Source organism: Intrasporangium sp. Soil_C_50 (assembly GCF_057656595.1).
This window is the reverse complement of the sequence record NZ_JBDGKB010000019.1, coordinates 1-24,730: the sequence shown is the minus strand read 5'-3', so window position 1 is coordinate 24,730 and position 24,730 is coordinate 1. Positions and strand designations below refer to the sequence as shown.

The following is a 24,730-nucleotide window of genomic DNA, read 5'->3' as shown; positions in this document are numbered from 1 at the left end:
CCTCCGCGGAATCGACACGACGCCGGACGAATCTCTGACCGGCCGGGTCAGCGCAGCGCCCACGGGTTGTCCGAGAACGAGCCGTTGACGCCCTGGTTGACCTCGTAGCTGAAGTTGCTCTTGGTGTTGACCGTGTAGGAGACGACGATCAGCCCGGCCGCCCGGAGCGCCTTCACGTTGGCCGGTCCCATGTCCTTGGAGACGCCGACGTAACGGATGCCGGCTGCCTTGATCGCGGCCGGGGCGATGGGCAGGGTCGCGCCCATCAGGTACATCGGGATGAGGCCGGCGGACTGGAACTCCTTGGCGGTGGTCCAGTCGAACGTCTGTGCCATGACGCTCTTCTGCAGGCCCCGACTCTTGACCTGGCTGACGAAGCCGGCCGTCGACCCGGCCTTGTGCTCGAGGAGGATGGGCGCGGTGCCGCCGTAGCGGGCGAGGAAGTCGGCCAGGGTCACCGGCGGGTCCGTCGGGTAGAGCCCGGACGGTGCGGCCCGCAGCCGAGCGGCGCGCCACTGGCTGAGAGTGAGCTCGTCGACCGGTCCCGTCGCGCCGTACATGGTGCGGTTGACGGTGGCGTCGTGCAGCAGGACCCAGGTGCCGTCCTTGAGCTGGCGGGCGTCGGCCTCCAGGGGGAACCCGCTGGCGCGGCAGCGGTCATAGCCTCGGGAGCCCTCCTCGGGGTAGAGGGCCGGGGCGCCACGGTGGGCGATGATCCACCGAATCGGGGTGCCGGTGAACGGCGAGTAGGCTGCCGCGGCGCCGGCCGGCGCGGCCGAGGAGGCGATGAGGGTCGACGCGGCGACTGCTGCGGCGGCGAGCAGGGCGGGGATGATGCGCTTGGGCATGACTGCGGTTCTCCTCGGCGGCTTCGGACGCTGCTCGCAGGCAGACGTTCAGCCGACGTGCGATGAGTATCGTCACATAAGGGGACGAAACAGTCTCCGGAATCGACACGACTCCCGCAGAAGCTCCCGGCGGCTCAGGCGCGCAGCTTGTCGAGGCGCGCGGCGAGGGAGTCGCGGCGGTGCGCGTTGCCGTCGAGGGCGAGATAGGCCTCGCCGAACCTCCGCAGGAGGGCGTCGTCGAGTCGCCGGACCGCGCCCGGCGGGTACTTGTAGCCCATCCGCTCGGTGAGGTCGGCGCCGTCGTCGGGCCCGAGCACCTCGGAGAGCCCGTCCACCGTCGAGACACCGAGCTCGAGCAGCAGGCCGGAGATCCAGGTGTAGTGGTCGGCGCGGGACCAGCCGGCGTCGGTGTACCGGTGCGCGAGGAACTTGGCGAGGTCCTGGGCCGCGATGCCGGGTGCCGGGCGCTCTCCGGTGTCGGCCGGACGCGCCGGCAGCACCTTCTGCAGGCGCCCGCGGATCGCGGAGAACTCGCGGTCGGCGAGCTCGATGAGACCGGCGGCCAGGGTGAAGCGCCGGTCGAGGTCGCTCGCGTGCTCCTCCGGGACGCTGCCCTTGTAGCGGATGTCGTGCTCGAACTCGGCCCACGCGTGCTGGAGCACGGTGCGCACCTGTACCGACGCGTTCTGCCGGCCCAGCGACTCGTAGGCGCGGGGCACGCTGCGGCTCGCGTCGATGCCGACGAGCAAGTGGCGGCTGGCGTAGCCGAACCGGCCGGAGCGGGCCGTCTCCTTGCCGAGGTCGCGGTCGTCGAGGACCGCCAGCTCCTCGGCGAGCAGCTCGGCCACGGCGGTGACGTCGTCGGGCACGTAGGTGATGACGCGGACGCCGACGACGTCGGTGATGTCCTCGAGGGGGTCGGGGTGCGCCAGCACGCCGTCGCGTCGGCGCTCGGCCTTGGCGGCGAACGACTCGACGGACTTCGTGCGGCCGCTGACCGTCAGGTAGTTGATGCCGGCGTCGTCGAGCAGGTCGCGCACGAGGTCGATGAACCGGTGCGTGGCGATCTCGAGGGCCGGCCGCCGCGCCGCGTACTCTTCGACGGCCGCGCGGATCTGCGGCGTCGAGGAGGGCAGGGAAAGCGGGGCCGCGGGAGGCGCGTCGGAACCGTCTGGCCCGCCTGCCGTGGGCGGGGTCGTCGCTGACATGCCGCCATCCTGCCCTGTCCGGCCCCAGGGGACCTCCGGAGCGCGCGGGCCGCGTCGGTCATGGATCCACGGCATCCGGCCGTCGGTGTTCCCCCAGCCGTAGCGCATCCCCCAGTGGTCGGGAACCCCGCGTGGGTCGATGACCCCGTGCGCCGGGAAGGCCCGGTCGGCGTCGTCGCGATAGGTGATGGCCCCGTCGAGGAACCACTCCGTGCACCGGTTGGGGCTCTCGGCGCCGACCCGGTACTCCTCGGGCACCGCTCGCGGGCGGCACGGGAAGTCGTGGGAGGGGACGATCCTGAAGCCGAGGACCCGGAACAGGCCGATGGCCTCGTGCAGGCTGATCGACAGGTCACCGGCCTCGATCCGCCCGATGCGGGCCCGCGGCACGCCGAGCCAGGCGGCGAGCCTGCGCTGGCTCACCCGGTGGACGCGGCGCACGTGACGCAGCGCGTCGCCGAACGCCTCAGCGCCGAGGTCGACGGGTCGCGGCGTGCTCGAGCTCATCCCACGACAGTGGGGTGGTGGGGCGCCTGTCACCAGCCGCACCGGGCCGTCTGTGGACGTCACGCGGGTGGCGGCCGGGGGTGTGGACGGCGGCGACTCGCCGGGGTCGCTGATCACACGCTCTGCATTGCTCCGCCAGGTGAGCCAGCGTCGGTGCTGACGTGTGGTCGGTCGGTGGGCCCGTCGGGCTGGCTCGTGTCGTGGAGCAACGCAGAGGGAGTGGGGGAGGGGTGTCTGGGAGGCGGCGTCTATTGGGAGCCTCTGCATTGCTCCGCCAGGTGAGCCAGCGTCGGTGCGGACGCGTGGTCGGGCGATGGGCCCGTCGGCCGGCTCGTGTCGTGGAGCAACGCAGAGGGGGCGAGCAGGACGTCCCAGATGTCGTGCCCTTCCTGCGGCCGTCCTGAGAGGGCGCCCGACAAATCCGTGGACGCCAGGGGTGGCTGGTGTGATCGTGGCGCCATGCACCTCGAGACCCCTCGCCTCGTCATCCGGCCGTGGTCGCACGACGAGGCCGACCGCCTCCTCGACATCCTCAGCCGGATCGAGGTGGTGCAGTGGCTCGGCGACGGCGAGCCGGTGCTCATGAAGGACCTCGACGAGGCGCACCAGCGCATCGACCGCTACGGCGTCCGAAGTGAGAACCCGCCGCTCGGGTTCTGGGCCGTGGAGGTGCGTGAGACCGGCGTCGTGGCCGGCTCGGTCCTGCTGCTGACGCTGCCGGACGCCGAGGACGGCGAGGTCGAGGTCGGCTGGCACCTGCACCCCGACTCGTGGGGCCACGGCTACGCCACCGAGGCCGCCGCGGCTGTGATCCAGCACGGTTTCGACGCCGGTCTGCCCGACGTCTACGCCATCACCCACCTGACCAACGACCGCTCCCAGGCGGTCTGCCGCCGGCTCGGCCTCGACGACCTCGGCGAGATGACGAAGTGGTACGAGGAGCCCTCACGCGTTTTCCGCACGACGCCCGACGCGTGGGCCAACCGCAGCTGACGCGTCCGTCGGGGGGCCTACGCCTCGCGTCCGCCGCGGCGTCAGGGTTCAGCCGCCGACGTGCACCTGCGGGCGACGCGTCGCGTCGGGCTCGGCGCGCCGGATGATCTCGTGCGTCAGCGGCGGGATGTCGCCCTCGCCGGCGAGCAGGAAGCGCAGCACGTTCAGGCCCGGCGCCTTCTCGCTCCACTCGAAGTAGATGTGCGGCGGCTTGCTGACCCGGTCCCGGACGTCGAGGAGCACCGCGGCCAGGACGTTCGGCACCGACGGGCCGGTCGCGCGCAGGATGTAGTGGCCGCCGACCACCGCGGAGCCGACGTGCACCGTCGTCGCGAAGTCGCTCGCGTCGCTGATCTCGACCTCGAGGAAGATCGCGCCCTGACGGGCGTTGAGGTGGTTGTGCATCCGCACCTCGAGCGACTTGGCGCGGTACTCGTCGCGGTCACCGGCGTCGATCTTGTTCGCGATGAAGCGCAGCGGCTGCGGCCCGAGGGCTGCGTCGTCGAGGATCGCCCTGGCGCTCTCGTCGTAGACGACGCGCTGCACGCGCAGCTCGGTGGAGCGGACGATCCTCGACCACACGCTGATGACGACGATGAGCGCGATGAACAGCAGCGCGATGAGCAGGCCCTCCGGCCGCTCCACGACGGTGATGGTGATCGTGTAGAGGAAGATCGCGCTGACGACGCCGAAGAAGACGGCCGTGCCGCGGTGCCGGCGACGCAGCTCGGTGAGGAACACCGCCACGGCGGCCGACGTCATGAGCGCGAGGACGCCGGTGGCGTACGCGCCGGCCTGCTCGTCGACGTTGGCCTTGAAGGCGAGCGTGACGACGGCGGCGATGAACGACAGGACGAGCACCAGCGGACGCGTCGAGCGGGCCCAGTCCGGCGCCATGCCGTAGCGCGGCAGGTAGCGCGGGACGATGTTGAGCAGGCCCGCCATGGCCGACGCGCCGGCGAACCAGAGGATGCCGATCGTCGATGCGTCGTAGACGGTGCCGAAACCCTCGCCGAGCAGGTCGTGGGCCAGGTAGGCGAGGGCGCGGCCGTTGGCCGGGCCGCCCGGCTCGAAGGCCGCGTGCGGGATGAGCAGCGTCGTGACGAGCGAGGACCCGATGAGCATGACGCTCATGACGAGGGCCGCGGTCGTCAGCAGCTTCTTGGCGTTGCGGATCCGACCCTCCGGGTTGGCCGGGGTGTCGTCGGGGTCGCCCTTGACGAGCGGCATGACGACGACGCCGGTCTCGAACCCGGACAGGCCCAGCGCGAGCGCCGGGAAGACGAGCAGGGCCGCGCCGATGATCCCGAACGGCACCGAGTGGGCCGAGGTCATCGCGTCGATCCAGTCGCCGAAGGCCGTCGGGTGGTCGCCGATGGCGATGAACCCGCGCACGACGACGACGAGGCTGAGGCCGAGGTAGGCCACGACGAGCACGACGGCCAGGCCGATGGCTTCCTTGAACCCCTTGAGGAAGATCGCGGCGAGCAGCACGAGCAGCGTCAGGGTGACGCCGACCTGGTGCCCGCTCAGCGTGGAACGCAGGTACGGGTTCTCGATGAGGTGGGCGCTCGCGTCGGCCGCCGACAGGGTGATGGTGATGACGAACCCGGTGGCGACGAAGCCGATGAGGGCCAGCACGAGGATCTTGCTCGGCCAGTACGACAGGAGCCGCTCGAGCATCGACAGGCTGCCGTCGCCGTGCGGGCTCTCGACGGCGACGCGCCGGTACATCGGCAGCGCTGCGAAGAGGGTGATGAGGACGAGCACGAGCGTCGCGATCGGCGACAGCGCGCCGGCGGCCAGCGCCGCGATGCCGGGCTGGTAGCCCAGCGTCGAGAAGTAGTCGACGCCGGTCAGGCACATGACGCGCCACCAGGGCTGCACGTGGTGCTGAGCGGTGGCCTGGGCCTCGCGCTCGTAGTAGCCGCCCGGGTCGGGCTGCGGGTCCGCGTCGAAGAACCACCGGTTGAACCGCTGCGCGGTTGGGGTCGTCACGGCGGAGGAGTCTAGGGGCCGGTCCGGGTGCCGGCGCCAGTCGAGGACGAGGGGTGGTCAGGCCACCCGACGCCTGCGACGCGCCTGGTAGGCCAGCGACAGTCCGACGACCCCGAGCGCCCACAGCGCGTGCAGCCCGTTGACGACGAGCAGCGCGACGACCGAGGCGAACGCGACGGCCGCGCACCACCAGCCGGCGCTCCCCCGCTCGAGCAGGCGCAGCGCCGACGCCGTGCCGAACACGTAGACGAGCGTGAAGCAGCCGGTGGCGAGCAGCATGAGCGGCGCCATGCCGAGGTCGAGCACGGCCGTCAGCGTCAGCGCCGTCGCCGAGGCGCCGGCGATGACGGCGATGCTGCGGCGCGGCACCTCGCCGGGGCCGGACCCCTTCGCGAGCCAGACCGGGAGGGCGCCCTCGCGGGCCAGCGACGCCCCGAGCCGCGACCCGCCGGCGAAGTAGGCGTTCATCGCCCCGACGGTGAGCAGGACCGCGACGACGGCGGTGACGACCCGGGCCTGCTCGCCGAGGGCGATCGCCATGAGGTCGGACAACGGGGCGGCGCTCGCGCCAGCGGCCGGGCCGAGCACGAGGACGCTCGTCGCCGCGAGGCCGATGTAGAGCACCCCGACGACGGCGACGGCGATGCCGGTGGCGCGGGGCACGTCGCGCCGCGGGTTGCGGTAGTCGCCCGCGAGCGAGGCGACTGCCTCCCAGCCGGCGAAGCCCCACACGAGGACGGCCGCGGCCGACCCGACGGCGCCCCAGCCGTGCGGTGCGAACGGCGTCAGCGACCCGGTGTGCCCGTGCGGCAGGGCCACGGCCATCGTCGCCGTCATGAGGAGGGCGAGCATCGTGGCGAGGCCGAGCTGGACGCGTCCGGAGAAGCGCAGGCCGGCGGCGTTCATGAGGCCGGTGCCGAGGATGAGCGCCGCCGCCACGACGAGCGTCGTCGTGCGCCCGCCGCCGACGACGTCGGCGACGTACCCGCCCGCCATCATCGACGCCGGGGGCGCGCCGACCGGGATGGCGAGGAAGAAGCACCAGCCGACGGCGCCGGCAGCCCGGTCGCCGAAGGCACGGCGCACGTAGGTCGACACGCCACCGCCGTCGGGGTGCCGGGCACCGAGCGCTGCGAAGGTGCTCGCGAGCGGCACGGACAGGACGACGAGAGCGGCCCACGCGACGAGCGAGGCGGGCCCGGCGATCCCGGCGGCGAGGGCCGGCAGCGTGATGACGCCGGTGCCGAGCACGGCGCCGACCGACAGCGCCGTGCCCTGCGGGACCGTCAGGCCGCCGCCCACCGGGGCGGGAGCGGCCCCGGTGGCCGGAGCGGGGAGCCCCGGGAGCGCGGGGAGAGCGGGCTCGCGGGCGGCGGTCGAGGTCATGGGCCCAGACTGCAGCCACGGTGGCCCGGTCAGAAGGTCCATTCCAAGCCGAACCGTTTGGGCCAATCGAGGCTCGCTCGGCCTACTCTGACCACGTGGACCTGCACGTCACCCTGACCGGCGCCGGTGACCTCACCGCCCAGATCTACGCCCAGCTGCGCGACGCCATCCTCGAGGGCCGGCTCGCGGGCGGCGACCGGCTGCCGGCCTCCCGCGACCTCGCGGGCACGCTCGACGTCGCGCGCGGCACGGTCACGGCCGCGTACGACCGGCTGCTCGCCGAAGAGCTGCTCGAGGCCCGACGCGGCGCCGGCACGTTCGTCGCGCCCGGCTGCGTGCCGCCGGCGGCCCCGGGACGGGTGGTCCGGGCCGGGGGTGCGCTCGCGCCGCGCGGGCCGTGGCGGGTGCCGGGCGAGCCGCCGCAGCTGCCCGGCACGGTCGCCGTCGACTTCTCGGTCGGTGTGCCGGACCCCGACCTGTTCCCGCTCGCGACATGGCGACGGCTCGTGTCGGGCGCCCTGCGCCGCGGACGCCTGTCGACCGTGACCTACGGCGACACCGGGCCGTCGCGGCTCGAGGAGCAGGTGGCCCGGCACGCCGGCCTGGCCCGCTCCGTGTCGGCCCGGCCGGAGGACGTCGTCGTGACGGCGGGCGCCCAGCAGGCGCTCGACCTCGTCGCGCGGGTGCTCGTCGAGCCCGGCGAGGTCGTCGCGGTCGAGGACCCCGGCTACACCGCCGCCGGGCGCCTCCTCGAGACCCACCGGGCCCGCGTCCGGGGCGTGCCCGTCGACGCCGAGGGGCTCGTCGTCGACGCGTTGCCCGACGCGGCGCGCCTGGTCTACGTCACGCCGTCGCACCAGCACCCCACCGGCGCCGCGATGTCGCTGGCGCGCCGGATCGCCCTGCTGCAGTGGGCCTCCCGACATGACGCCGTGGTCGTCGAGGACGACTACGACAGCGAGTTCCGGTTCGCCGACCGCCCGCTCGAGCCGCTGCAGAGCCTCGACCGCGAGGGGCGGGTGGTCTACGTCGGCTCGTTCTCGAAGTCGCTGCTGCCGGCGCTGCGGGTCGGGTACGCGGTGGCGCCGCCGTCGCTGTCGGGCGCGCTGCGCGAGGCGCGTCGGGTCACGGCGTGGTCCGGTGACGCCGTCACCCACGAGGCGCTCGCCGACTTCCTCGCCGAGGGCCACCACGGGGCGCACGTGCGGCGGGCCACGAAGGTCTACCGCGAGCGGCGCGAGCGGCTCCTCGACGCGCTCGCCGGGCTCGACGAGCACCTCGACGTCGTGCCGTCCGCGGCCGGCCTGCACGTCTGCGCCCTGCTGCGCGACCTCGGGCTCGACGACGTCGCCGTGGCCGGGGAGGCGCTCGCGTCAGGCGTGTTCGTCGAGCCGCTGTCGACGCGCCACCGCGAGCAGCCGGCCCGCCACGGGCTCGTGCTGGGCGTCGGGGCGGTGCCCGCCGACCGCGTCGGGCCTGGGGTGGCGGTGCTCGCCGCGGTGCTCAGGCGCCGTCGACGACGCCCGTAGCGCGTCGACGCACGATGGCGAACTGCGCTGCGAGCGGGATGATCCCGAGGATCAGCACCATCGGCACGGCGAACCCGATGCGGAGGTTGTCGGAGCCGACGGCCCCGGTGAGGACGGCGCCGAGCAGCGCACCCACGTAGTTGAACTGGTTGAAGCGGGCGATGACCTGGTCGACCTTGTCGATGCGCTTCTCACCGCTCAAGCCCTCGCCGCCGGCGATGGCCCCGGCCGCCGAGAAGCTGAGCGGGGCGATCGTCGCGACGGCACCGCCGAGGACGGCGAACCCGACGACCGCGACCCACCACGTCGGCGCGAAGACGATGACCGCGAGCGCGAACGAGGCGACGACGCCGCTGATCCGCAGCATCCACACGGCCCCGTGCCGGTCGACGAGCCCGTCGCCGACGGCCCGGGCGAGGAGCGTCGCGAGGAGGTAGGGCAGCGTCGCGAGGGCGGTGAGGCTCGTCGGGGCGTCGAGGGTGCCGCCGAGGTAGACCGGTCCCCACGTCGTGGCGGCGGTGTCGACCATGTAGAAGAGGACCATCGCGACGCCGAGCAGCAGGATGCGTCGCCACGGCACGTCGAGCGGCTCGGCGGAGTCGGCGAGCCGGTCGCGGCGGACGAACGGCGCGGCCAGCACCGCGAGCGGGAAGGCGAGCAGCGGCAGCAGCTTCGGGCCGAGGTCGACCGACGCGGTCGCGAGCGTGATGAGCGTGCCGACGACGCCGCCCGCGGTCCAGAACCCGTGGAACGAGGGCAGGATCGGGCGGCCGTAGAGGTGCTCGACGGTGACCGCCTGCATGTTGAACGACGCGTCGACGAGGCCGAGCGCGAGGCCGTAGACGGCCAGGCCGGCGACGAACACCCCGAAGGCCGGCGCGACGAGCAGCACCGCGAACCCGACGGTCGCCAGGACGAACCCGACCCGCACGACGACGGCGCTGGACGACCGCTTCGCGACGACCTCGGCGAGCACCGACCCGACGCCGGCGAGCAGCACGACCATGAGCAGCAGGCCGCTGACGGCCAGCTCGTCGAGGTCCCAACGCTCCTGGATCATCGGCAGGCGGGTGGTCAGGGAGATGAAGAGCAGGCCCTGCACGAAGAAGGCGGCACCGGCGGCGAGCCGGGAGCGGCGGAGGGCAGGGGCCTCGGTCTGGACCGTCACGGTGGCTCACGATGGACCCCGGGCGGTCCGCCGTCAAGCGGGTCCGCACCATGGCGCCGACCGGAGGCTCAGCAGCAGGGGTCGCCGCGCCAGTTCTCGAGCCCCTCGCGCACGGCGACGCCGGCGATGGCGAGCGCCGCGACGGCGTCGAGCCACCACCACCCGAGCAGGGCGTTGGCCAGCAGGCCGACGAGCAGCACCGCCGACAGGTAGGTGCAGAGCAGAGTCTGGGTGCCGTCGGCGACGACCGCGCCGGAGCCGAGCTCGCGCCCGGTGCGCCGCTGCCACCGCGAGAGCACCGGCATGACCGCGAGCGACAGGGCCGCGAGGACGATGCCGACGACCGACGCGTCCGGCTCGTCGCGGGTGACGAGCGCGCGCACCGACTCGACCGTGACGTACGCGGAGAGGGCGAGGAACGACACGGCGATGACGCGTCGGGCGAGGTGCTCGCGCTCCTCGGGGACCCGGTGGCTGAACTGCCAGAGGATGACGAGGCCGCTCATGACCTCGACGACGGAGTCGAGCCCGAACCCGATGAGGGCGGTCGAGTCGGCGATGCGCCCCGCCGCCACGGCGACGACGGCCTCGACGACGTTGTAGGCGACCGACGCCGCCGCCAGCAGGCGGGCGCGGCGGCCGAGCACCGCCCGGCGCGACGGCGTCAGGAGCGTGAACAGCTGCGGCTGTGGGGCGCTCACCAGTCGGCTCCGGTGCACGCGGATCGGTCGGTGCTCTCGACCTGGAGGGTGGCGTGCGCGATGTGGAACCGCTCGCGCAGCACGAGCCCAGCGGCGGCCAGCACGCGGTCGGGCGGTTCGGTTGCCGCGGTGACGAGGTGGGCGGTGGCGACGTCCATGCCCGAGGTCAGGGTCCACACGTGGAGGTCGTGCACCTCGACGACACCGGGGACTCCGGCGAGCGCGTCGGCGAGGTCGTCCGGCTCGATGCCGGCGGGGGCGTGCTGCCCGAGCACGGCGACGACCTCGCGGCCGAGGCCGACGGCGCGGACCGCGACGAAGACGGCGATGGCGAGCGCGATGCCGGTGTCCCACCAGGCGCTCCCGGTGGCGCGCACGAGCAGGGCCGCGGCGACGACGCCGATCGACCCGACGGCGTCGGCGACGACCTCGAGGTAGGCGCCCTTGACGTTGAGGCTCTCGCCCGCGCCACCGCGGAGCATGAGCAGCGCGACGACGTTGACGACGAGGCCGAGGAGGCCGACGACGAGCATGGTGCCCGACGCGATCTCGGGCGACGCGCCGATGCGCCCGACCGCCTCGACGACGATGTAGACCGACACCCCGAGCATGAGGAGCACGGCCAGGCCCGACGCGAACACCTCGGCCCGGTACGAGCCGAAGGTGCGGCGTCCGGTGGTGTCGGCCCGGGTGGCGATGCGCGTCGCGACGAGAGCGGCCCCGAGCGTCACGACGTCGGCGGCCATGTGCCCCGCGTCGGAGAGCAGCGCGAGCGACCCGGACACGAGGGCCGCGACGAGCTCGACGACGAAGAAGGCGCCGACGAGGGCGAAGGCGACGGCGAGGCGCCAGCGGTGGCGTCCGCCCGCGTGGCCGTGCGCCCCTGCGATGCTCCCGGCGCCGTGGGAGTGGCTGTGGCTCATCGGGACCCGCCGTCGTGGAGGGCGTGCTCGCGGGTGACGTCGAGCAGGAGGCGTACGTGCGCGTCGGAGAGGCGGTAGAAGACGTTGCGGCCCTCGCGCCGGCCGGCGACGACGCCCGACGCGCGGAGCAGGCGCAGCGCCTGCGAGATGGTCGTCTCCGCGGTGGCGGTGGCCGCGGCGAGGTCGCAGACGCAGAGCTCGCCGGCCTCGAGGAGGGCATAGAGGAGGCGGGCGCGCGTCGGGTCGCCGAGCAGCTTGAAGACGCTGGTGACGCGGGCCAGCTCGTCGGCGTCCGGGGCGTGCTCGGAGGCGAGCGCGACCTTCTCGGGGTGCACGCACGGGCTGGTGCAGGCGTCCAGGCCGGTGACGGTCGACACGGTGGTCCTCTCATCTGACCGGATGTTCAGATGTCACTGTCGTCGGCGGCGCGCCCCGGTGTCAACCGCCCGGCAGACTGTCGGCCATGCTGAGACTCACGGTGACGGTGCCGGGCGCCCTGACCGACGACGTGACGGCCATGCTCACCGACTCGACGGCCGTGAGCACGCTCGTCGTGCACCGCGGGGCCGCCCTGCGTCCGTCGGGCGACGTCGTGCACGCCGACGTCGCGCGCGAGGGGGCCAACGACCTCGTCGAGCGCCTGCGCGCCCTCGGCGTCCACGAGGAGGGGACGCTCCAGCTCGAACCCGTGGGCACGTGGGTGTCGCGGGCCGGCTTCGAGGCCGACGAGGAGACGCCCGGCAGCAGCGCCGACGCCGTCGTCTGGGCCGAGGTCGCGCAGCGCTCCTACGAGGACAGCGAGCTGAACTGGACGTTCCTGTCGTTCATGTCGCTCGCGACGCTCATCGCCGGGATCGCCATCGTCCTCGACTCGCAGATCCTCGTCATCGGCGCCATGGTGCTCGGGCCCGAGTTCGGGGCCATCGCGGCGCTCGGTGTCGCCCTGGTGCGGCGGCGCGCCCTGCTCTTCGCGGTCGCGGCGCGGGCGCTCGTCGTCGGGTTCGGGGTGGCGATCCTCGTGACGTGCCTGGCCGGGCTGGTCGGCCGAGCCCTCGGCTGGGTGACCCTCGACGACATCACCGGATCGCGACCGGCCACCGGGTTCATCTACACGCCCGACAAGTGGTCGTTCATCGTCGCGCTGCTCGCCGCCGCGGCGGGCGTGCTGTCGCTGACCTCGGCCAAGGTCGGCGGCCTCAGCGGCGTCTTCATCTCGGTCACGACGATCCCGGCCGCGGGCAACGTCGGGCTCGGCCTCGCCTTCGGGGCGTGGACCGAGGTGCGTGGCAGCGGCCTGCAGCTCGTCGTCAACCTCGTCGGGATGGCCCTGGCCGGGTGGGGGACGCTCGCACTGCAGCGCGCCGTGTGGTCGCGGGTGCCCGCTCCGCGGTCGCACTCGCGGTTGAGCCGGCGGGTGCACGCCGAGCCGCCCCGGCCCCGCCACTGAAGTCTCGGGTGCAGGCTTACGGGACGAAATGATCTGTGGCTGAACCGAATTGGCTGTGGGCAGGCCTTTCCCTACTGTTCGAACACCTGTACGATAGGGGCATGTCGCAGGCAGTGATCGAGCAGGACTGGGACCTCGTCGCGTCCCTGGCTGCCGACCTGCACGACGCCCACGGCCGACTTGTGGATGCGGTGGCGGTGGCACTTTCTGAGGGGTCGTGGCAGGCGGCCGGGATCCGGTCGCCGGAGCACTGGCTCGTGGTCCGCGCGGGTTTGTCGCGGGGGCACGCGGCGGCGGTGGTGCTGACGGCCCGCCGGGCCGAGGAGCTGCCGCAGACGGCGGCGGCGTTGCGGGACGGGCGGATCAGCCTGGACCAGGCCGCCGTCGTGGCCCGGCACGCGCCGGCCGTGTTCGATGCCACGGTGGCCGAGTTCGCCCAGCACGCGACGGTGCCGCAGCTGCAGCGCTCGGTGGCCCGGTACGACTTCACCCTCGAGCCGCGGACCTTCGACGAGGAGGGCCGGCTGCTACCCGCCGAGGTGACCGCCGAGGTGACCGCCGAGGTGACCGCCGAGGTGACCGGCGGCAGCGACGACGGCGACGAAGAGGCGACGCCGGCGCGCCCGCCGGAGCCGGTCGAGCCGGCGTCGCTGAGCATGGGCGTCGACGCGGACGGCCGGTTCCGGCTGCGGTACGACGCGCCCGCCGAGGTGGGTGAGCTCGTGAGGGCCGCGTTGGCCGAGGCGAAGGACCACCTGTTCCACACCGTCACCGACACCACCCACACGTCCGAGGGCGACGACGACCAGCACCGGCAGGACCCGTACACCGACCCCGCCACCACACCCGGCCCGCGCCGCATCACCTGGGCCGATGCCCTCGTGCTGCTCGCGACCCGCTCCCTCGACCTCGCGGGCACCACGCCCGCCTCCGGTACGGGCTCCGGCAGCGGCGGTTCTGGGCGTGGCGGGTCGGCGCGGCGGGCCCGGTACCGGGTTCAGGTCCACCTCGACACCAACGGCGGGTGGCTCACCGGCAGCCCGCGCCTGCCCCGGCACGTCGTCGACGGCCTGACCTGCGACGGCACCCTGGTCCCGGTCTGGGAGACCGACGGGCACCCGGTCAACGTCGGGCGCACCCACCGCGTCGTGCCGCACCGCACCCGGGTCCTCGTCCTCGATCGGGACCGCGGCTGCCGGTTCCCCGGCTGCCCGGTCACCTCGGCCGACTACCTCGAGGTCCACCACCGCGTCCACTGGCGCGAGGGCGGGCTGACCGACCTGGACAACCTGCTGTGCCTGTGCACCTTCCACCACGACAGCCACCACCGCGGCGATTACACCATCACCGGCGACCCCACCAGAGAAGACGGGCTCCGGTTCGTGACCCGGCAGGGCTGGCCCATCGGACCACCGGCCAGATCACCAAAGCCGTCGCCAGACCGACCCGTCGGCGCGTCGACCCGGCCCCGCCGACCACGGCCCCGTCTCGGGCGTACCTATCCCGCCCCGACCGGCGGCACCCTGCACCTGCACCTCGTCGACCTCACCCCGACGCGCGCAGCGCCGCCGCGAGACTGACGGGCAGGCCCGGCCGGACGGGGAAACGGGTCGGCCCGAATGCCGGGCGGCCGGGTGGACGTTCCGTGGCGGAGGGGCGCGGTGATCGCTAGCGTCGGGGCCGTGATGACGCCGCCGACCGACGTGTCCGAGAGCACCGTCGTGATCACGTTGCGGGCCATGTGGGGATCGACACCCGCGAGATCGCCTACGCCCCGGTCGGATTCGGCGCCCACCACTGGTCGGTCACCGACTCGGAGGGCGCGCGCTGGTTCGTCACCCTGCACGATCTCGGCACGGGCATCGGCACGGGCATCGGCGCGGCCCAGCGAGGCCTGACCCTGCTCGCCGCATTCCGGGCCGCGGCAGACCTCGAGGCGAATGGGCTGCCGTTCGTCGTCGGGCCACGTGCCGCGTGCGACGGCGCCGTCGCAGTCGAGGCGGCGCGACACCGGTGGCTCTCCGTGACGCCATGGCTCGACGCCTCCCGGCTGCCCGAGCCCTCGGCGCAGACGGCTGCACAGCTGGGCACCGTCGTCGACGCACTGGCCCGGCTCCACGAGGCCACGCCGCTGGCCGTGGCAGCCGCCACCGACGACCTCCTGCTGCCCGGGCGTGAGCGCCTCGATGTCGCGCTTCCACGCGCGCATGCGGCCGACGCTGCCGACCTGACGCCTGGCGGCCCGTACGCAATCCGTGCACGAACCGCGTTGCGCGACAACGCTGCCGCTGTCCGCGCAGCCCTCGACGACTACGACGCCCTCGCCGCCGAGGTGCACGCGTCCCGGAGCGGCTGGGTGGTCACCCACGGTGAGCCGCACTGGCGCAACGTCCTCGATGGGCCGGACGGCCTGCGCCTCGTCGACTGGGACACGCTACTGCTCGCGCCGCCCGCGCGCGACCTGCTCCACGTCGCGGGCGAGGCGTCGGGCCCACGCGCCGACGCCGTGCTGGCGACGTACGCCGACCGCACCGGCCGCGTCGTCGACCCGGACGAGCTGCGGTTCCAGGCGCTGCGCTGGGACCTCACCGAGGTCGCGCTCTACGTCGCCTGGTTCGCCGAGCCGCACACCGACGACGAGGACTCGGCCACGGCGTGGGGCGGGTTCACCGACTCGTTGTCGGCGCTGGCGTCGGCACCGGGAGCGTGAACCTCGTCGACAGGGCCCCGTTGACGAGGGCGAGGAAGGTGCCCGTCTCCTGACGGATGACGGCATATCGGGCTGCTGCCTGCGGCGACCCGGCCTCCGCCTCGCGCGTGGCGGCGTCGGTGAAGAGCCGGAGCGAGGACAGCCGCGCATAGTACGTCGGAGCGTCGAGGCCGGGCGGGGAACCGCCCGCGCCGAGAGCGGCGAAGTGACGGGTCATCGTGTCGAGGCGGACGGCGGCCGCGTTCCCGCTCAACGGGATCCCGTCGAGCGTGCGGATGTCCGACAGCAGTGCGGCGTACCCGGTCAGGGCCGTCGCACGGCTGAAGAGCGCGCTGCTCGTCAGCGCGGGAGCTGGCAGCAGCGTCACGGTCACGGTCGGGGTCGCCCGCACCGTGACGGTCGAGGTCACCGGGATCGTGGCGGTCTGCGTGACGGTCTGGGTGTCGGTCACCGTGACGCTCACCGTGTCCCTGACCCCGGCACCCTGCGGCGCCTGGCTGAGCTCGACCGACGGGTTGCCCGACGAGCACGCCGACACGCTGACGGACAGGCCCACGGCGAGTGCGGGGCCGAGCACGGCGACAGCCGCTGCGCGGGCTGGGTGCACGGTCGCCTCCCTCGGTCGCCGGGCGTAGCTCGCCGGGCAGCGGTGCCCGGCCCGATGATTGTCGTCACGTCAGGGTGCGTTTCGGGGCCGAACGACCGAATCGGATCCTGAGGCCGGGCTCAGGTGCGGGCCGCGGCGCGCTGCGGACGGGTCAGGTAGAGCACGCCCTCGAGGTCGGCGCCACGGAGGTCGGCGTCGCGCAGGTCGGCACCCAGCAGGTCCGCTCGGCGCAGGTCCGCCCCGCGCAGGTCGGCCGCGATGAGCAGGGCGCCGCGCAGGTCCGCGCCGCGCAGGTCCGCGCCGCGCAGGTCGGCGCCGACGAGGTCGGCACCGGGCCGTTCGCGTCGGTCCGGGGCGCCACGTCCGCGCGTCGAGGCGCGCACGAGCGCGCTGACGCGTCCGAGCACCGGGCCGACGCGGCGTCGCAGGGCGTCGAGGTCGAGCGCGAGCAACGTCGACGCGTCGCCGGCACTCAGCGCCGCCGCCTCCGCCACGAGTGCGTCCACCTCCACCCGCAGGCCGGCGGCCTCGCGCCCGTGCCCCGGCCCGGTGGACAGGAGCCCCGACGCCTCGGCGAGCAGTGCCAGCACCTCGTGCACCTGGCGCAGCACCGGCAGCACGGCGAACATCGAGGCCGCCGTGTCCGGCTCCTCCCGCCACGACACCCCACCGAAGGTCACCTGCGACACCTGCTGACCGGCGCCGAAGCAGTCGAAGACCGTGCACCCCTTCCAGCCCGTCTCGCGCAGCCGGTCGTGGATGCCGCACCGGTCGTCGGGCAGGAGGTTGCGGCACGGCTCCCCGGCGGGCTTGTCGACGGGGAAGTCGGCCGAGCGGGTCAGCGGCAGGGCCACGCAGCAGAGCCCGAAGCAGCGGGAGCAGTCGGGCACGAGCTCAGGCACGGGCACGGGCGGGCGGCCGGCCGTCACGTCACGGTGTCCGACACGACGGTCGTGCGGTCGACACCGCCCGCAGCGGAGGGGGACTCGTACCGGACCGGCATGCCCGGGTGCGCCGGGGCGAACCAGAACGTGGCGGCGGCGGTGCCCGCACCGACGCGGTAGCGCAGCGCCTCGACCTCACCGAGGGGGACTGACACCGTCTCGCGCGTCACGGTCGTGACGTCGGAGGGGAAGGATGCGTGCGCCTGCAGCTCGAGCCATGTCGAGCGCGTGGCCTCGATCTCGCCGGCCCGCTCCCCGTCGGGCCCGAGCGTCCAGCGGTCGACCGTGACGCCCTCGGCGTCGCCGTCGCGGTAGCGGTTGACCCGCCGGAACGGTTCGCCGCCGGCCGGCTCGACGAGGAGCGTGATGGTGCGGCCGTCGGGGCAACCGGCGCGGATCTCATCGGCAGTGAACGGCGTCGGCGCGTTCACAGCAGCGAGCTCGGGTCGTCGGGGATGTCGGCGGCGTAGTCCTGCAGCAGCTGGAGGGGCACGACCTCGAGCGCGCGTTCGTGCGTCGCGGCGAGGAACACCGGGGCTGCGACTCCGTCCTGCTGGGCCTGCAGCCAGCGCGCGGCGACGACGCACCACCGGTCGCCGGGCGTCAGGCCGGGGAAACGCCACTCCGGGCGCGGCGTCACGAGGTCGTTGCCGACGGCGCGCTGGTGGTCGAGGAACTCGCGGGTCGCGATGACGCAGATCGTGTGGCTGCCGCGGTCCTCGGGTCCGGTCGTGCACCAGCCGTCGCGGTAGAAACCGGTGAGCGGGTCGGTGCCGCAGGGTTCGAGGTCGCCGCCGAGCACGTTGCGCTCCCGCCGATCCGCCATGCGCCCAAGGTATCGCCCCGCGCCGCGACGTCGTGGCTACGCTGAACCCATGGCTGGCATGCGCGACTACGACGACAGCGAGCAGGACTACGTCGACGCGTGCCGGTCGCGCTCGGAGACCCAGGCGGCAATGTTCCGCGAGGTCGCCCAGGCAGCGCGCGACCACGGCGACGCCGACGTCGAGCTGCTGGAGGGGGCGCTCGCGTCGCTGGAGTACGAGTACTTCAACAACATGCTCATCGTCCTCGAGGGCTACTTCGGCGAGCGGTCCCGCGCCCTCCTCGGCCGCGGAGGTGCCGTCGACGAGGTGCGGGCCATCGTCCGGTCGCTGATGGAGGACGGTGGCACGTTCGTCGACGACCCGCGGTCGTCGCTCGATCCCGCACGCACCGTGCTGCGCCTCGCTCCGGGCGACCCCGTCCGGCTGACGCTCCAGCAGTACATGCGCCTCGCCGACGCGTTCTTCCGCCAGGTCGAGGCCCACCTGTCCCACGGCGGGCAGGTCTGACACGCCGTGAGCCGTCCGCCCCTGCCCGGCGAGGTCGCCGCCTTCCTCGCCCGTCCGAACCACGCCACGATGAGCACGGTGCGCCGCGACGGCCAGCCCGTGTCGGTGCCCACGTGGTACCTCTTCGAGGAGGGCCGCGTCGTCGTCAACCTCGACGCCGGCCGCACGCGTCTGGCACACCTGCGCCGGGAGCCGCGGGTCGCCCTCAGCGCGATCGACCCCGACGACTGGATCACCCACGTGAGCCTCCAGGGCCACGTCGTCGAGCTCCTCGACGACACCGACCTGCACGACATCGACCGCATCGCGCGGCACTACACCGGCAAGCCGTACCGGGTGCGCGACCGGCCGCGGGTCACGGCGCACGTCGCGGTCGACCGCTGGCACGCGTGGGGCCGCCTCAAGGGCGCGAGGTGACGGCAGGCGTCCGTCGTGACCCGCTCGGGGTGCCGCACCTGTGGGCCGACGACGTCATCGCGCTGGCCCGGCTCCAGGGGCAGGTCACCGCCCTCGACCGGTCCTGGCAGATCGAGCACCACCGGTGGCGGATGGAGGGGCGCACCGCCGAGCACGTCGGGGTCGACGGACTGGACTGGGACCGGTTTGCGCGCCAGGTGCGCCTCGAGCACACCGTCCGCCGCTGCTTCGAGACGCTCGACCCCGAGACCCAGGAATGGCTCGCCGCCTACGTCGATGGCGTCAACTCGTCACTGGCAGAAGGGCTCTCGAAGGCGTCCGAGGTCCGCGCGCTCGGCTTGGAGGCGTACGCCGCGGCACCACGCCCGTGGCAGCCGTGGACCCCGCTCGGGATCTTCTGGGCCATCCACCTGCTCTTCGGCACCTTTCCCTCCAAGCTGTTCAACGCCCACGTCGCGGACCGGCTCGGACCGCACGTCGTGCCGCTGCTGCGCACCGAGGGCTCGGACCGTTCCGGCAGCAACGCGTGGGTCGTGGCCGGGCACCGCACGGCAGCCGGCCTGCCCCTCATCGCGGGCGACCCGCACCGCACCATCGAGCTGCCCGGCTGCTACCAGCAGGTGGGCCTGGCCTGCCCGGAGCTCGACGTCGTCGGGTTCACCTTCCCGGGCGTGCCCGGGGTCCAGCACTTCGCGCACACGGGGACCGTGGCGTGGGGCATCACCAACGCCATGGCCGACTACCAGGACCTCACGACCGAGTCGCTGCGCGTCACGGGTCGTGACGCATCGGGCGGGCTGCTCCTCGAGGCGCGAGGCGTCGACGGCTGGGAGCCGGCCGACGCCTCGAGCGAGGTCGTGCGGGTGCGCGGCGGTGACGACGCCGTCGTGCCCGTCGTCGTGACGCGTCGCGGCCCGGTCGTCACCGGGCTCGAGGCCGAGCTCGACCGGGCCGTCGCCGACGCGTCGGACACGTCGGACGCGTCGGACGCGTCGGCGGCGTCGGTGCCCAGACGCGCGCACCCGACCGCGTACAGCCTGCGCACCCCGACCTCCGTCGAGGGGGACCTCGGCTTCTCGGCGCTGCTGCCGCTGCTGCGCGCCCGCACCGTCGACGACGTCGAGGCGGCCTTCGCGCACTGGGTCGAGCCGGTCAACAGCGGACTCGTCGCCGACACCTCCGGACGCGTCCGGCACGTCGTCGCCGGGCGCGTGCCCGACCGCGACCGCGCGGCCCTCGAGCTGCCCCTGCCGGCGTGGGACCCCCGCCACGTGTGGCGTGGCTACCGGACGCCCCCGGTGACCGACGTCGACGACGTCATGGTCAGCGCCAACGACCGCGCGAGCGGGGGTGGGCTCGGCGTCGACTACGCGACCCCGTTCCGGGCCGAGCGGATCCGCGCCCTCGTCGGTGACCGCACCGACCTCACCGTCGAGGACTTCGCGGCGATCCACGTCGACACCCTCAACGGCCAGGCCGAGCCGATGCGTCCGCTCGTCGAGGCGGCCGTCGTCGACGGCCACGCCAGCGAGGTGCGCGAGGCCCTCCTGGCCTGGGACGGACACAGCGATGTCGACAGCCACGAGGCGATGCTCTTCGCGGCCTGGCGCACGGCCCTCGTCCGGTGGTTCGCCGAGCAGCCGCAGCTCGCTGCGGTCCGCGAACCCCTCGGCCACTCGAGGATCTTCGCGGCCTGGACCAACCCGTTCGGCCAGCTCGGGGCCGGCTGGCACACGCTCGTCGAGGGCGCGGGCGCGCTCGGCATCGACGTCTCGGTCGGCGTCCGGGTCGCGCTCCAGCGCGTCGCCGAGTCGGTCGGGCCCGACGCCGTGTGGGGCGACCGCCACCGCCTCGACCCGCTCCACGCGCTCGACGGCGTCGGCGGGGCGCCGGCGGTGTCGCCCGCCCCGGTGCCGGGCGACAAGGGCTGCGTCCTGGCGGCGGCCAGCGCGCCCGGCGTCACCGACCGGGCCTACGGCGGACCCGTCGCGCGGTACGTGTGGGACCTCGCGGACCGTTCGGCGAGTCGCTGGGTCGTGCCGATCGGGGCCTCCGGGGTCGAGGGCGACCCCCATTTCGCCGACCAGACCGCGGCGTGGCTCACCGGTCGCCTCTACCCCGTCCATGACGTTGGCGGGGCGTGACCCGTCGCACTTGACCATTCTTTTACCTTTTGCGGGACATTTCGTGACTTTCCCCGTACGCTCAGGCCTGACGGACCGGTGGGACGGTCCACGAGGGTCGGGTCGAGGGTCCCGATCGTGAGGGGTGGAGGGGGTCCGGACATGTCCAGGACGACGACGATGCACCGCATGGCGCTCGATCTCTCGCTCGACCGCGCCCTCGTGCCGGTGGGCGCGGGGACCGGTGAGCGAATCCTCCCCGACCCCGAGTGGCCCGTGCCGCCGCGCGGCTGGCACCTCTGGGCCGCAGCACTGCCCGAGTCCCGGGGCGCCCGCCCCTCGCCCCTCGCCGACGTCGACCCCGCCGACGTCGACCCCAGTGACGTCGACCGCAGTGACGTCGACCTCACGGGCGACGACGAGACGCGCCCGTTCGTCGAGGCCGACGACGCCGCGTTCACGCTCCCGTCGCGCCCGGCGCTCGCACGGCGCGACACCGTCGACCTGCTGGCCCGCCCGCGAGGTCGGCGCCTGCCCGATGGCTCCGGCCTCGGCTTCACGCTCATGGCCGCCCTCGTCGTGCTCGGCACGCTCATCGGTGGCCCGACCGGGGGCCTCGTCGTCCTCGGCGTCTCGACCCTGCTCGCCACCTCCGCCGCGATCATCCTCGGGCGCCTGACGCTCAACCACGTCGGCGGACTGCGCGGCGGCAGCCTCCTGCTCGTCGTGGCGGTTGCTGCGCTGATCGTCGGCTCGGTCGACGCCGCGGCCCGTCGCGAGGACGCCGTCCAGCGCGGCGTGCCCGTACCGGTCTCCTCACCGATCGCGTCCGGGCACGCGGCCACGCCGACGGCCTCGGCCTCCGGCCCCGCGTCGGTGGCGCCCGTCGCCCCGCATCGGACGAGCACCGAGCTCAGTGCCGTCCCTTCGGTGACCGGCACGCTGGTGCCGAGCCCGCACCACGACACCACGTCCACGCCTCCCGCGCCACGGTCGAACGCGACCGCCCGCACGGCCGAGGTCGTGCGGGCGTCCGCGGCGCCGCTCCTGCCCGCCGACGCGTTCGCCCCCAGACCCGGGCTCGACAGCCTCGCCGCCGTCACCGGCACGCGTCTTCCCGCCACGCCGCTCGAGCCCGCGAAGACGCTCAAGCCCGTCAAGGCGCCCAAGCCGGCGAAGACGCTCAAGCCCGCCACGACGACTCCGTCGGCGGCACCGGGTGCGGTGAAGAACGCGGTGAGGAACGCGGCGAAGAACGCGGCGAAGGACGCGGCGAAGAACGCGGCGAAGCAGGCGGCCGCCGACGCCAGGGCCCAGGCCAAGGCGACCAAGACCGCTGCGAAGGCTGCAGCCAAGAGCGCGGCGAAGGCTGCGCGGGCGAGCCGCTGAACCGACGCCCGGCACGTCGCGCCGGACCCGCCTCCCGCACGTTCGGTGCTGTGCGAGAGTGACCTCGTGAGCACAACGACGCGGCGCTCGGCTGCCCTGTGGCTCGTCGGCGCCGCCCTCGTGGGCGCGGTCGCGGCCGTCCTCCACGTCCTTCGGTCCGACCTCGGCGGTGCCCACACGAGCCTCGGTCTCGCGGTGTCGGCCTGGCTCGTCACGGCGCTGGCCGCGCTCATGCTCTACCACGGCGTCGTCGTCGCGGCGCAGGCCCAGGACGCCGCGGCCCCGCCCGTCGAGGACCTCTCCGGGGACCCGGTCCTCGACCCGTCGAGGGTCGACCCCGACCCCGATCCCGCTGCGGGAGTGCCGGAGCGGGCGGACGTCGAGACGCACGAGACCTACACCTTTAAGCGCGGCAAGCGCATCGGCGACTCCTGACCCGTCGGTGGTCGCGGGCACAATGGCGACATGACCGACGGGACCACCGACGGCACCACCGACGGAACCACCCGGGCGACCAGCTGGGTGCTCCACGTCGACCTCGACCAGTTCATCGCGGCCGTCGAGGTGCTGCGCCACCCCGAGCTCGCAGGCCGGCCCGTCATCGTCGGCGGACGCGGCGACCCCACCGAGCGGGCGGTCGTGTCGACGGCCAGCTACGAGGCGCGCGCGTTCGGCGTCGGGTCGGGGATGCCGTTGCGGCTCGCGGCGCGCAAGGTGCCGGACGCCGTCATCCTGCCCGTCGACGCCGAGGCCTACACCGAGGTGTCGGGTCGGGTCATGGAGGCGCTCCGATCGCTCGGCGTCGTGGTCGAGGTGCTCGGCTGGGACGAGGCGTTCCTCGGCGTCGACACCGACGACCCGGAGGCCTTCGCGGCCCGCGTCCGGGCGGCGGTGCTCGAGGCCACCGAGCTGCACTCCTCCGTCGGCATCGGCGACAACAAGGTGCGGGCCAAGATCGCCACCGGGTTCGGCAAGCCGCGCGGCGTGTTCCGCCTGACCCGCGACAACTGGTTCGAGGTCATGGGTGAGCGGCCGACCGTCGACCTCTGGGGCATCGGGTCCAAGGTGTCCAAGCGGCTCGCCGCGCACGGCATCACCACCGTGCGCCAGCTCGCCGACGCCGACGAGGCCGTCCTCGTCGGTGAGCTCGGCCCGAGGATGGGCGTCTGGTACCACCAGCTCGGTCGCGGGCTCGGGTCCGCCGTCGTCGACGACACACCGTGGGTCGCGCGCGGCCACAGCCGCGAGACCACCTACCAGGAGAACCTCACGACCCCGGCGCAGGTGGAGGAGGCGGTGCGGGTCCTCGCCGCGCAGGTCTTCGAGGACACCGTCAAGGAGGGGCGCCCCGTATTCCGGGTCACCCTCAAGGTGCGCTACGCCCCCTTCTTCACCTCGACGAAGGCCCGCAAGCTGCCGGCCCCGACCACCGACGTCGACGCCGTGGTCGCGGCGGCCGTCGAGCTCGCCGGACGCCTCGACCCCGACCGCGAGGTGCGCCTGCTCGGCGTCCGCGCCGAGATGGTCATGCCCGAGGAGGGCGACCCGGTCGAGCGCACCCCGATCCGCGGGCGTCTCTAGCCGTCCCGGGTGGACGCCGGCTGACCGAAGCCTGTCCGGGGGGTGGCAGGCGGCTGTCAGGAACGTGGCCTACGGTCGTGCCCATGTCTTTTCGCACGAGCAGCACCTCCGACGTCCGACGCCGCATCGCCGGCTCCGGCGTGCTGCCCGCCGTCGGCGGGTGCCTCGTGCTCGTGCTGCTGCTCACCGTGGCGCGCGAGCCGCTCTACCGGGGGACCGCGGCGTTCGGCACCGCGCTGCCCGGCCCGCTCGGGGCGCTCTTCGAGGTCGTCGGCGAGCTCGGCATCCTCGTGCTGCTCGGCGCGGCGGGCTACCTCGCCTGGCGCGCCCGGTCCCGCGGCCTCGAGCACGTGGCCCTGGCCGTCGCCGCGGGGGTCACGACGGTCGGCGCCTACGTGCTGAGCGAGGTCGTCAAGTCCGTCGTCGGTGAGGAGCGGCCGTGCCGCACCCTCGCCGTGCACCCGCTCGCGGCCTGCCCGCCGCCGGGCGACTACTCGTGGCCGAGCAACCACGCGGTCATCGCCGCGTCCCTGGCGACGGCCGTCGTCGTCCTCGCCCCGACGTGGTGGCGCTTCGCCGCCCCGGTCGCGCTCGCGGTCGGGGTCTCGCGCGTCGTCACGGGCGCGCACTACTGGCACGACGTCGTCACCGGCGTCGCCGTGGGCGTGCTCGTCGTGTGGTTCGCGACGTGGGCGCTCGTACCGTGGCTGCACACCCGCCTGGAGGCGTGGGTCGACGGCTCGGCACCCGACGTCGTGCGCCGGGTGGTCGGCGAGCCCGCGCGGGAGCGGCCCGAGGTCTGAGAGCCCTATGTCAAGCGGCCTGTTGTTGGAGGACCGTCAAGCGTCCGTGTAGGTCGGGGTCGTAGGGCACGTGGTCGTGCCAGCAGCGCCAGAGGATCCTGGTCCAGCCCTGGG

Annotated in this window: 24 protein-coding genes; 12 read left to right on the top strand and 12 right to left on the bottom strand. The window is 73.9% G+C overall.

Annotated elements, in window-relative coordinates:
- Positions 1–47 precede the first annotated feature (47 nt).
- Entirely contained in the window at positions 48–848 is an 801-nt protein-coding gene (locus AC3A5R_RS21975) for a glycerophosphodiester phosphodiesterase (protein ID WP_487622908.1), read from the bottom strand.
- Between the two features lie 134 nt (positions 849–982).
- The gene (locus tag AC3A5R_RS21970; protein ID WP_487622907.1) at positions 983–2,563 is read right to left on the bottom strand and encodes a helix-turn-helix domain-containing protein; all 1,581 of its coding nucleotides are present in this window, start codon (positions 2,561–2,563) and stop codon (positions 983–985) included.
- Positions 2,564–3,022: 459 nt separating this feature from the next.
- On the opposite strand from AC3A5R_RS21970, the gene AC3A5R_RS21965 reads away from it, so the two are divergent.
- Positions 3,023–3,556, top strand: coding sequence for a GNAT family N-acetyltransferase (locus AC3A5R_RS21965; protein ID WP_487622906.1), 534 nt, complete (start codon positions 3,023–3,025; stop codon positions 3,554–3,556).
- A gap of 48 nt (positions 3,557–3,604) precedes the next feature.
- On the opposite strand, the gene AC3A5R_RS21960 is transcribed toward AC3A5R_RS21965, so the two are convergent.
- Positions 3,605–5,554 carry an APC family permease gene (locus AC3A5R_RS21960; protein WP_487622905.1) on the bottom strand — a complete coding sequence of 650 codons (1,950 nt, stop codon included), beginning with the start codon at positions 5,552–5,554 and terminating at the stop codon, positions 3,605–3,607.
- Positions 5,555–5,611: 57 nt separating this feature from the next.
- Complete coding sequence (locus AC3A5R_RS21955) at positions 5,612–6,940, bottom strand: amino acid permease (protein ID WP_487622904.1); 1,329 nt, start codon at positions 6,938–6,940, stop codon at positions 5,612–5,614.
- Between the two features lie 95 nt (positions 6,941–7,035).
- Here AC3A5R_RS21955 and pdxR point away from each other — a divergent pair, with 95 nt between their 5' ends.
- Complete coding sequence (gene pdxR, locus AC3A5R_RS21950) at positions 7,036–8,469, top strand: MocR-like pyridoxine biosynthesis transcription factor PdxR (RefSeq protein ID WP_487622903.1); 1,434 nt, start codon at positions 7,036–7,038, stop codon at positions 8,467–8,469.
- Here pdxR and AC3A5R_RS21945 read toward each other — a convergent pair.
- The 4 genes from AC3A5R_RS21945 to AC3A5R_RS21930 form a co-directional block, all read right to left on the bottom strand.
- Positions 8,444–9,637, bottom strand: a complete 1,194-nt coding sequence (locus tag AC3A5R_RS21945) for an MFS transporter (RefSeq protein ID WP_487622902.1) — start codon at positions 9,635–9,637, stop codon at positions 8,444–8,446. The genes pdxR and AC3A5R_RS21945 overlap by 26 nt on opposite strands.
- Positions 9,638–9,705: 68 nt before the next feature.
- Positions 9,706–10,338, bottom strand: coding sequence for a cation diffusion facilitator family transporter (locus tag AC3A5R_RS21940; RefSeq protein WP_487622901.1), 633 nt, complete (start codon positions 10,336–10,338; stop codon positions 9,706–9,708).
- Positions 10,335–11,261, bottom strand: a complete 927-nt coding sequence (locus AC3A5R_RS21935) for a cation diffusion facilitator family transporter (RefSeq protein WP_487622900.1) — start codon at positions 11,259–11,261, stop codon at positions 10,335–10,337. Before AC3A5R_RS21935 ends, AC3A5R_RS21940 begins: the two co-directional genes overlap by 4 nt.
- Positions 11,258–11,638, bottom strand: a complete 381-nt coding sequence (locus AC3A5R_RS21930; RefSeq protein WP_487622899.1) for an ArsR/SmtB family transcription factor — start codon at positions 11,636–11,638, stop codon at positions 11,258–11,260. Before AC3A5R_RS21930 ends, AC3A5R_RS21935 begins: the two co-directional genes overlap by 4 nt.
- Before the next feature lie 86 nt (positions 11,639–11,724).
- On the opposite strand from AC3A5R_RS21930, the gene AC3A5R_RS21925 reads away from it, so the two are divergent.
- From AC3A5R_RS21925 to AC3A5R_RS21915, 3 genes are all read left to right on the top strand, one after another.
- Positions 11,725–12,708, top strand: a complete 984-nt coding sequence (locus tag AC3A5R_RS21925; RefSeq protein WP_487622898.1) for a DUF389 domain-containing protein — start codon at positions 11,725–11,727, stop codon at positions 12,706–12,708.
- Between the two features lie 101 nt (positions 12,709–12,809).
- Positions 12,810–14,288, top strand: a complete 1,479-nt coding sequence (locus AC3A5R_RS21920) for an HNH endonuclease signature motif containing protein (protein WP_487622897.1) — start codon at positions 12,810–12,812, stop codon at positions 14,286–14,288.
- 161 nt (positions 14,289–14,449) lie between these two features.
- Complete coding sequence (locus tag AC3A5R_RS21915) at positions 14,450–15,418, top strand: hypothetical protein (protein ID WP_487622896.1); 969 nt, start codon at positions 14,450–14,452, stop codon at positions 15,416–15,418.
- Here AC3A5R_RS21915 and AC3A5R_RS21910 read toward each other — a convergent pair.
- The 4 genes from AC3A5R_RS21910 to AC3A5R_RS21895 all read right to left on the bottom strand — a co-directional run bounded on the left by AC3A5R_RS21910 (position 15,375) and on the right by AC3A5R_RS21895 (position 17,795).
- Positions 15,375–16,025: a hypothetical protein gene (locus AC3A5R_RS21910; RefSeq protein WP_487622895.1), complete on the bottom strand. Its 651-nt coding sequence runs from the start codon at positions 16,023–16,025 to the stop codon at positions 15,375–15,377. The genes AC3A5R_RS21915 and AC3A5R_RS21910 overlap by 44 nt on opposite strands.
- A gap of 119 nt (positions 16,026–16,144) precedes the next feature.
- The gene (locus AC3A5R_RS21905) at positions 16,145–16,954 is read right to left on the bottom strand and encodes a pentapeptide repeat-containing protein (RefSeq protein WP_487622894.1); all 810 of its coding nucleotides are present in this window, start codon (positions 16,952–16,954) and stop codon (positions 16,145–16,147) included.
- Complete coding sequence (locus tag AC3A5R_RS21900) at positions 16,951–17,400, bottom strand: hypothetical protein (RefSeq protein WP_487622893.1); 450 nt, start codon at positions 17,398–17,400, stop codon at positions 16,951–16,953. The genes AC3A5R_RS21905 and AC3A5R_RS21900 overlap by 4 nt, the downstream gene beginning before the upstream one ends.
- The gene (locus AC3A5R_RS21895) at positions 17,397–17,795 is read right to left on the bottom strand and encodes a DUF2237 family protein (protein ID WP_076262384.1); all 399 of its coding nucleotides are present in this window, start codon (positions 17,793–17,795) and stop codon (positions 17,397–17,399) included. The genes AC3A5R_RS21900 and AC3A5R_RS21895 overlap by 4 nt, the downstream gene beginning before the upstream one ends.
- Positions 17,796–17,844: 49 nt before the next feature.
- On the opposite strand from AC3A5R_RS21895, the gene AC3A5R_RS21890 reads away from it, so the two are divergent.
- The 7 genes from AC3A5R_RS21890 to AC3A5R_RS21860 all read left to right on the top strand — a co-directional run bounded on the left by AC3A5R_RS21890 (position 17,845) and on the right by AC3A5R_RS21860 (position 24,616).
- Positions 17,845–18,303: a hypothetical protein gene (locus AC3A5R_RS21890; RefSeq protein WP_487622892.1), complete on the top strand. Its 459-nt coding sequence runs from the start codon at positions 17,845–17,847 to the stop codon at positions 18,301–18,303.
- Positions 18,304–18,309: 6 nt separating this feature from the next.
- Positions 18,310–18,720, top strand: coding sequence for a TIGR03618 family F420-dependent PPOX class oxidoreductase (locus AC3A5R_RS21885; RefSeq protein WP_487622891.1), 411 nt, complete (start codon positions 18,310–18,312; stop codon positions 18,718–18,720).
- Positions 18,717–20,864, top strand: a complete 2,148-nt coding sequence (locus AC3A5R_RS21880) for a penicillin acylase family protein (RefSeq protein WP_487622890.1) — start codon at positions 18,717–18,719, stop codon at positions 20,862–20,864. Before AC3A5R_RS21885 ends, AC3A5R_RS21880 begins: the two co-directional genes overlap by 4 nt.
- Before the next feature lie 141 nt (positions 20,865–21,005).
- Positions 21,006–22,232 (top strand): hypothetical protein, encoded by a 1,227-nt coding sequence (locus AC3A5R_RS21875; protein ID WP_487622889.1) that lies wholly within the window; start codon positions 21,006–21,008, stop codon positions 22,230–22,232.
- 66 nt (positions 22,233–22,298) lie between these two features.
- Positions 22,299–22,667: a hypothetical protein gene (locus AC3A5R_RS21870; RefSeq protein ID WP_487622888.1), complete on the top strand. Its 369-nt coding sequence runs from the start codon at positions 22,299–22,301 to the stop codon at positions 22,665–22,667.
- A 30-nt stretch (positions 22,668–22,697) separates the two neighbouring features.
- The gene (locus tag AC3A5R_RS21865; RefSeq protein ID WP_487622887.1) at positions 22,698–23,813 is read left to right on the top strand and encodes a DNA polymerase IV; all 1,116 of its coding nucleotides are present in this window, start codon (positions 22,698–22,700) and stop codon (positions 23,811–23,813) included.
- Between the two features lie 83 nt (positions 23,814–23,896).
- Positions 23,897–24,616, top strand: coding sequence for a phosphatase PAP2 family protein (locus AC3A5R_RS21860; RefSeq protein WP_487622886.1), 720 nt, complete (start codon positions 23,897–23,899; stop codon positions 24,614–24,616).
- Positions 24,617–24,730 lie beyond the last annotated feature (114 nt).

Bases quoted from the DNA above. Each gene is read 5' to 3' on its own strand.
- AC3A5R_RS21895 (WP_076262384.1), bottom strand. From the start codon at position 17,795: ATGGCGGATCGGCGGGAGCGCAACGTGCTCGGCGGCGACCTCGAACCC.
- AC3A5R_RS21955 (WP_487622904.1), bottom strand. From the start codon at position 6,940: ATGACCTCGACCGCCGCCCGCGAGCCCGCTCTCCCCGCGCTCCCGGGG.
- AC3A5R_RS21875 (WP_487622889.1), top strand. From the start codon at position 21,006: ATGTCCAGGACGACGACGATGCACCGCATGGCGCTCGATCTCTCGCTC.
- AC3A5R_RS21890 (WP_487622892.1), top strand. From the start codon at position 17,845: ATGGCTGGCATGCGCGACTACGACGACAGCGAGCAGGACTACGTCGAC.
- AC3A5R_RS21975 (WP_487622908.1), bottom strand. From the start codon at position 848: ATGCCCAAGCGCATCATCCCCGCCCTGCTCGCCGCCGCAGCAGTCGCC.
- AC3A5R_RS21970 (WP_487622907.1), bottom strand. From the start codon at position 2,563: ATGAGCTCGAGCACGCCGCGACCCGTCGACCTCGGCGCTGAGGCGTTC.
- AC3A5R_RS21865 (WP_487622887.1), top strand. From the start codon at position 22,698: ATGACCGACGGGACCACCGACGGCACCACCGACGGAACCACCCGGGCG.
- AC3A5R_RS21965 (WP_487622906.1), top strand. From the start codon at position 3,023: ATGCACCTCGAGACCCCTCGCCTCGTCATCCGGCCGTGGTCGCACGAC.
- AC3A5R_RS21920 (WP_487622897.1), top strand. From the start codon at position 12,810: ATGTCGCAGGCAGTGATCGAGCAGGACTGGGACCTCGTCGCGTCCCTG.
- AC3A5R_RS21935 (WP_487622900.1), bottom strand. From the start codon at position 11,261: ATGAGCCACAGCCACTCCCACGGCGCCGGGAGCATCGCAGGGGCGCAC.
- AC3A5R_RS21860 (WP_487622886.1), top strand. From the start codon at position 23,897: ATGTCTTTTCGCACGAGCAGCACCTCCGACGTCCGACGCCGCATCGCC.
- AC3A5R_RS21925 (WP_487622898.1), top strand. From the start codon at position 11,725: ATGCTGAGACTCACGGTGACGGTGCCGGGCGCCCTGACCGACGACGTG.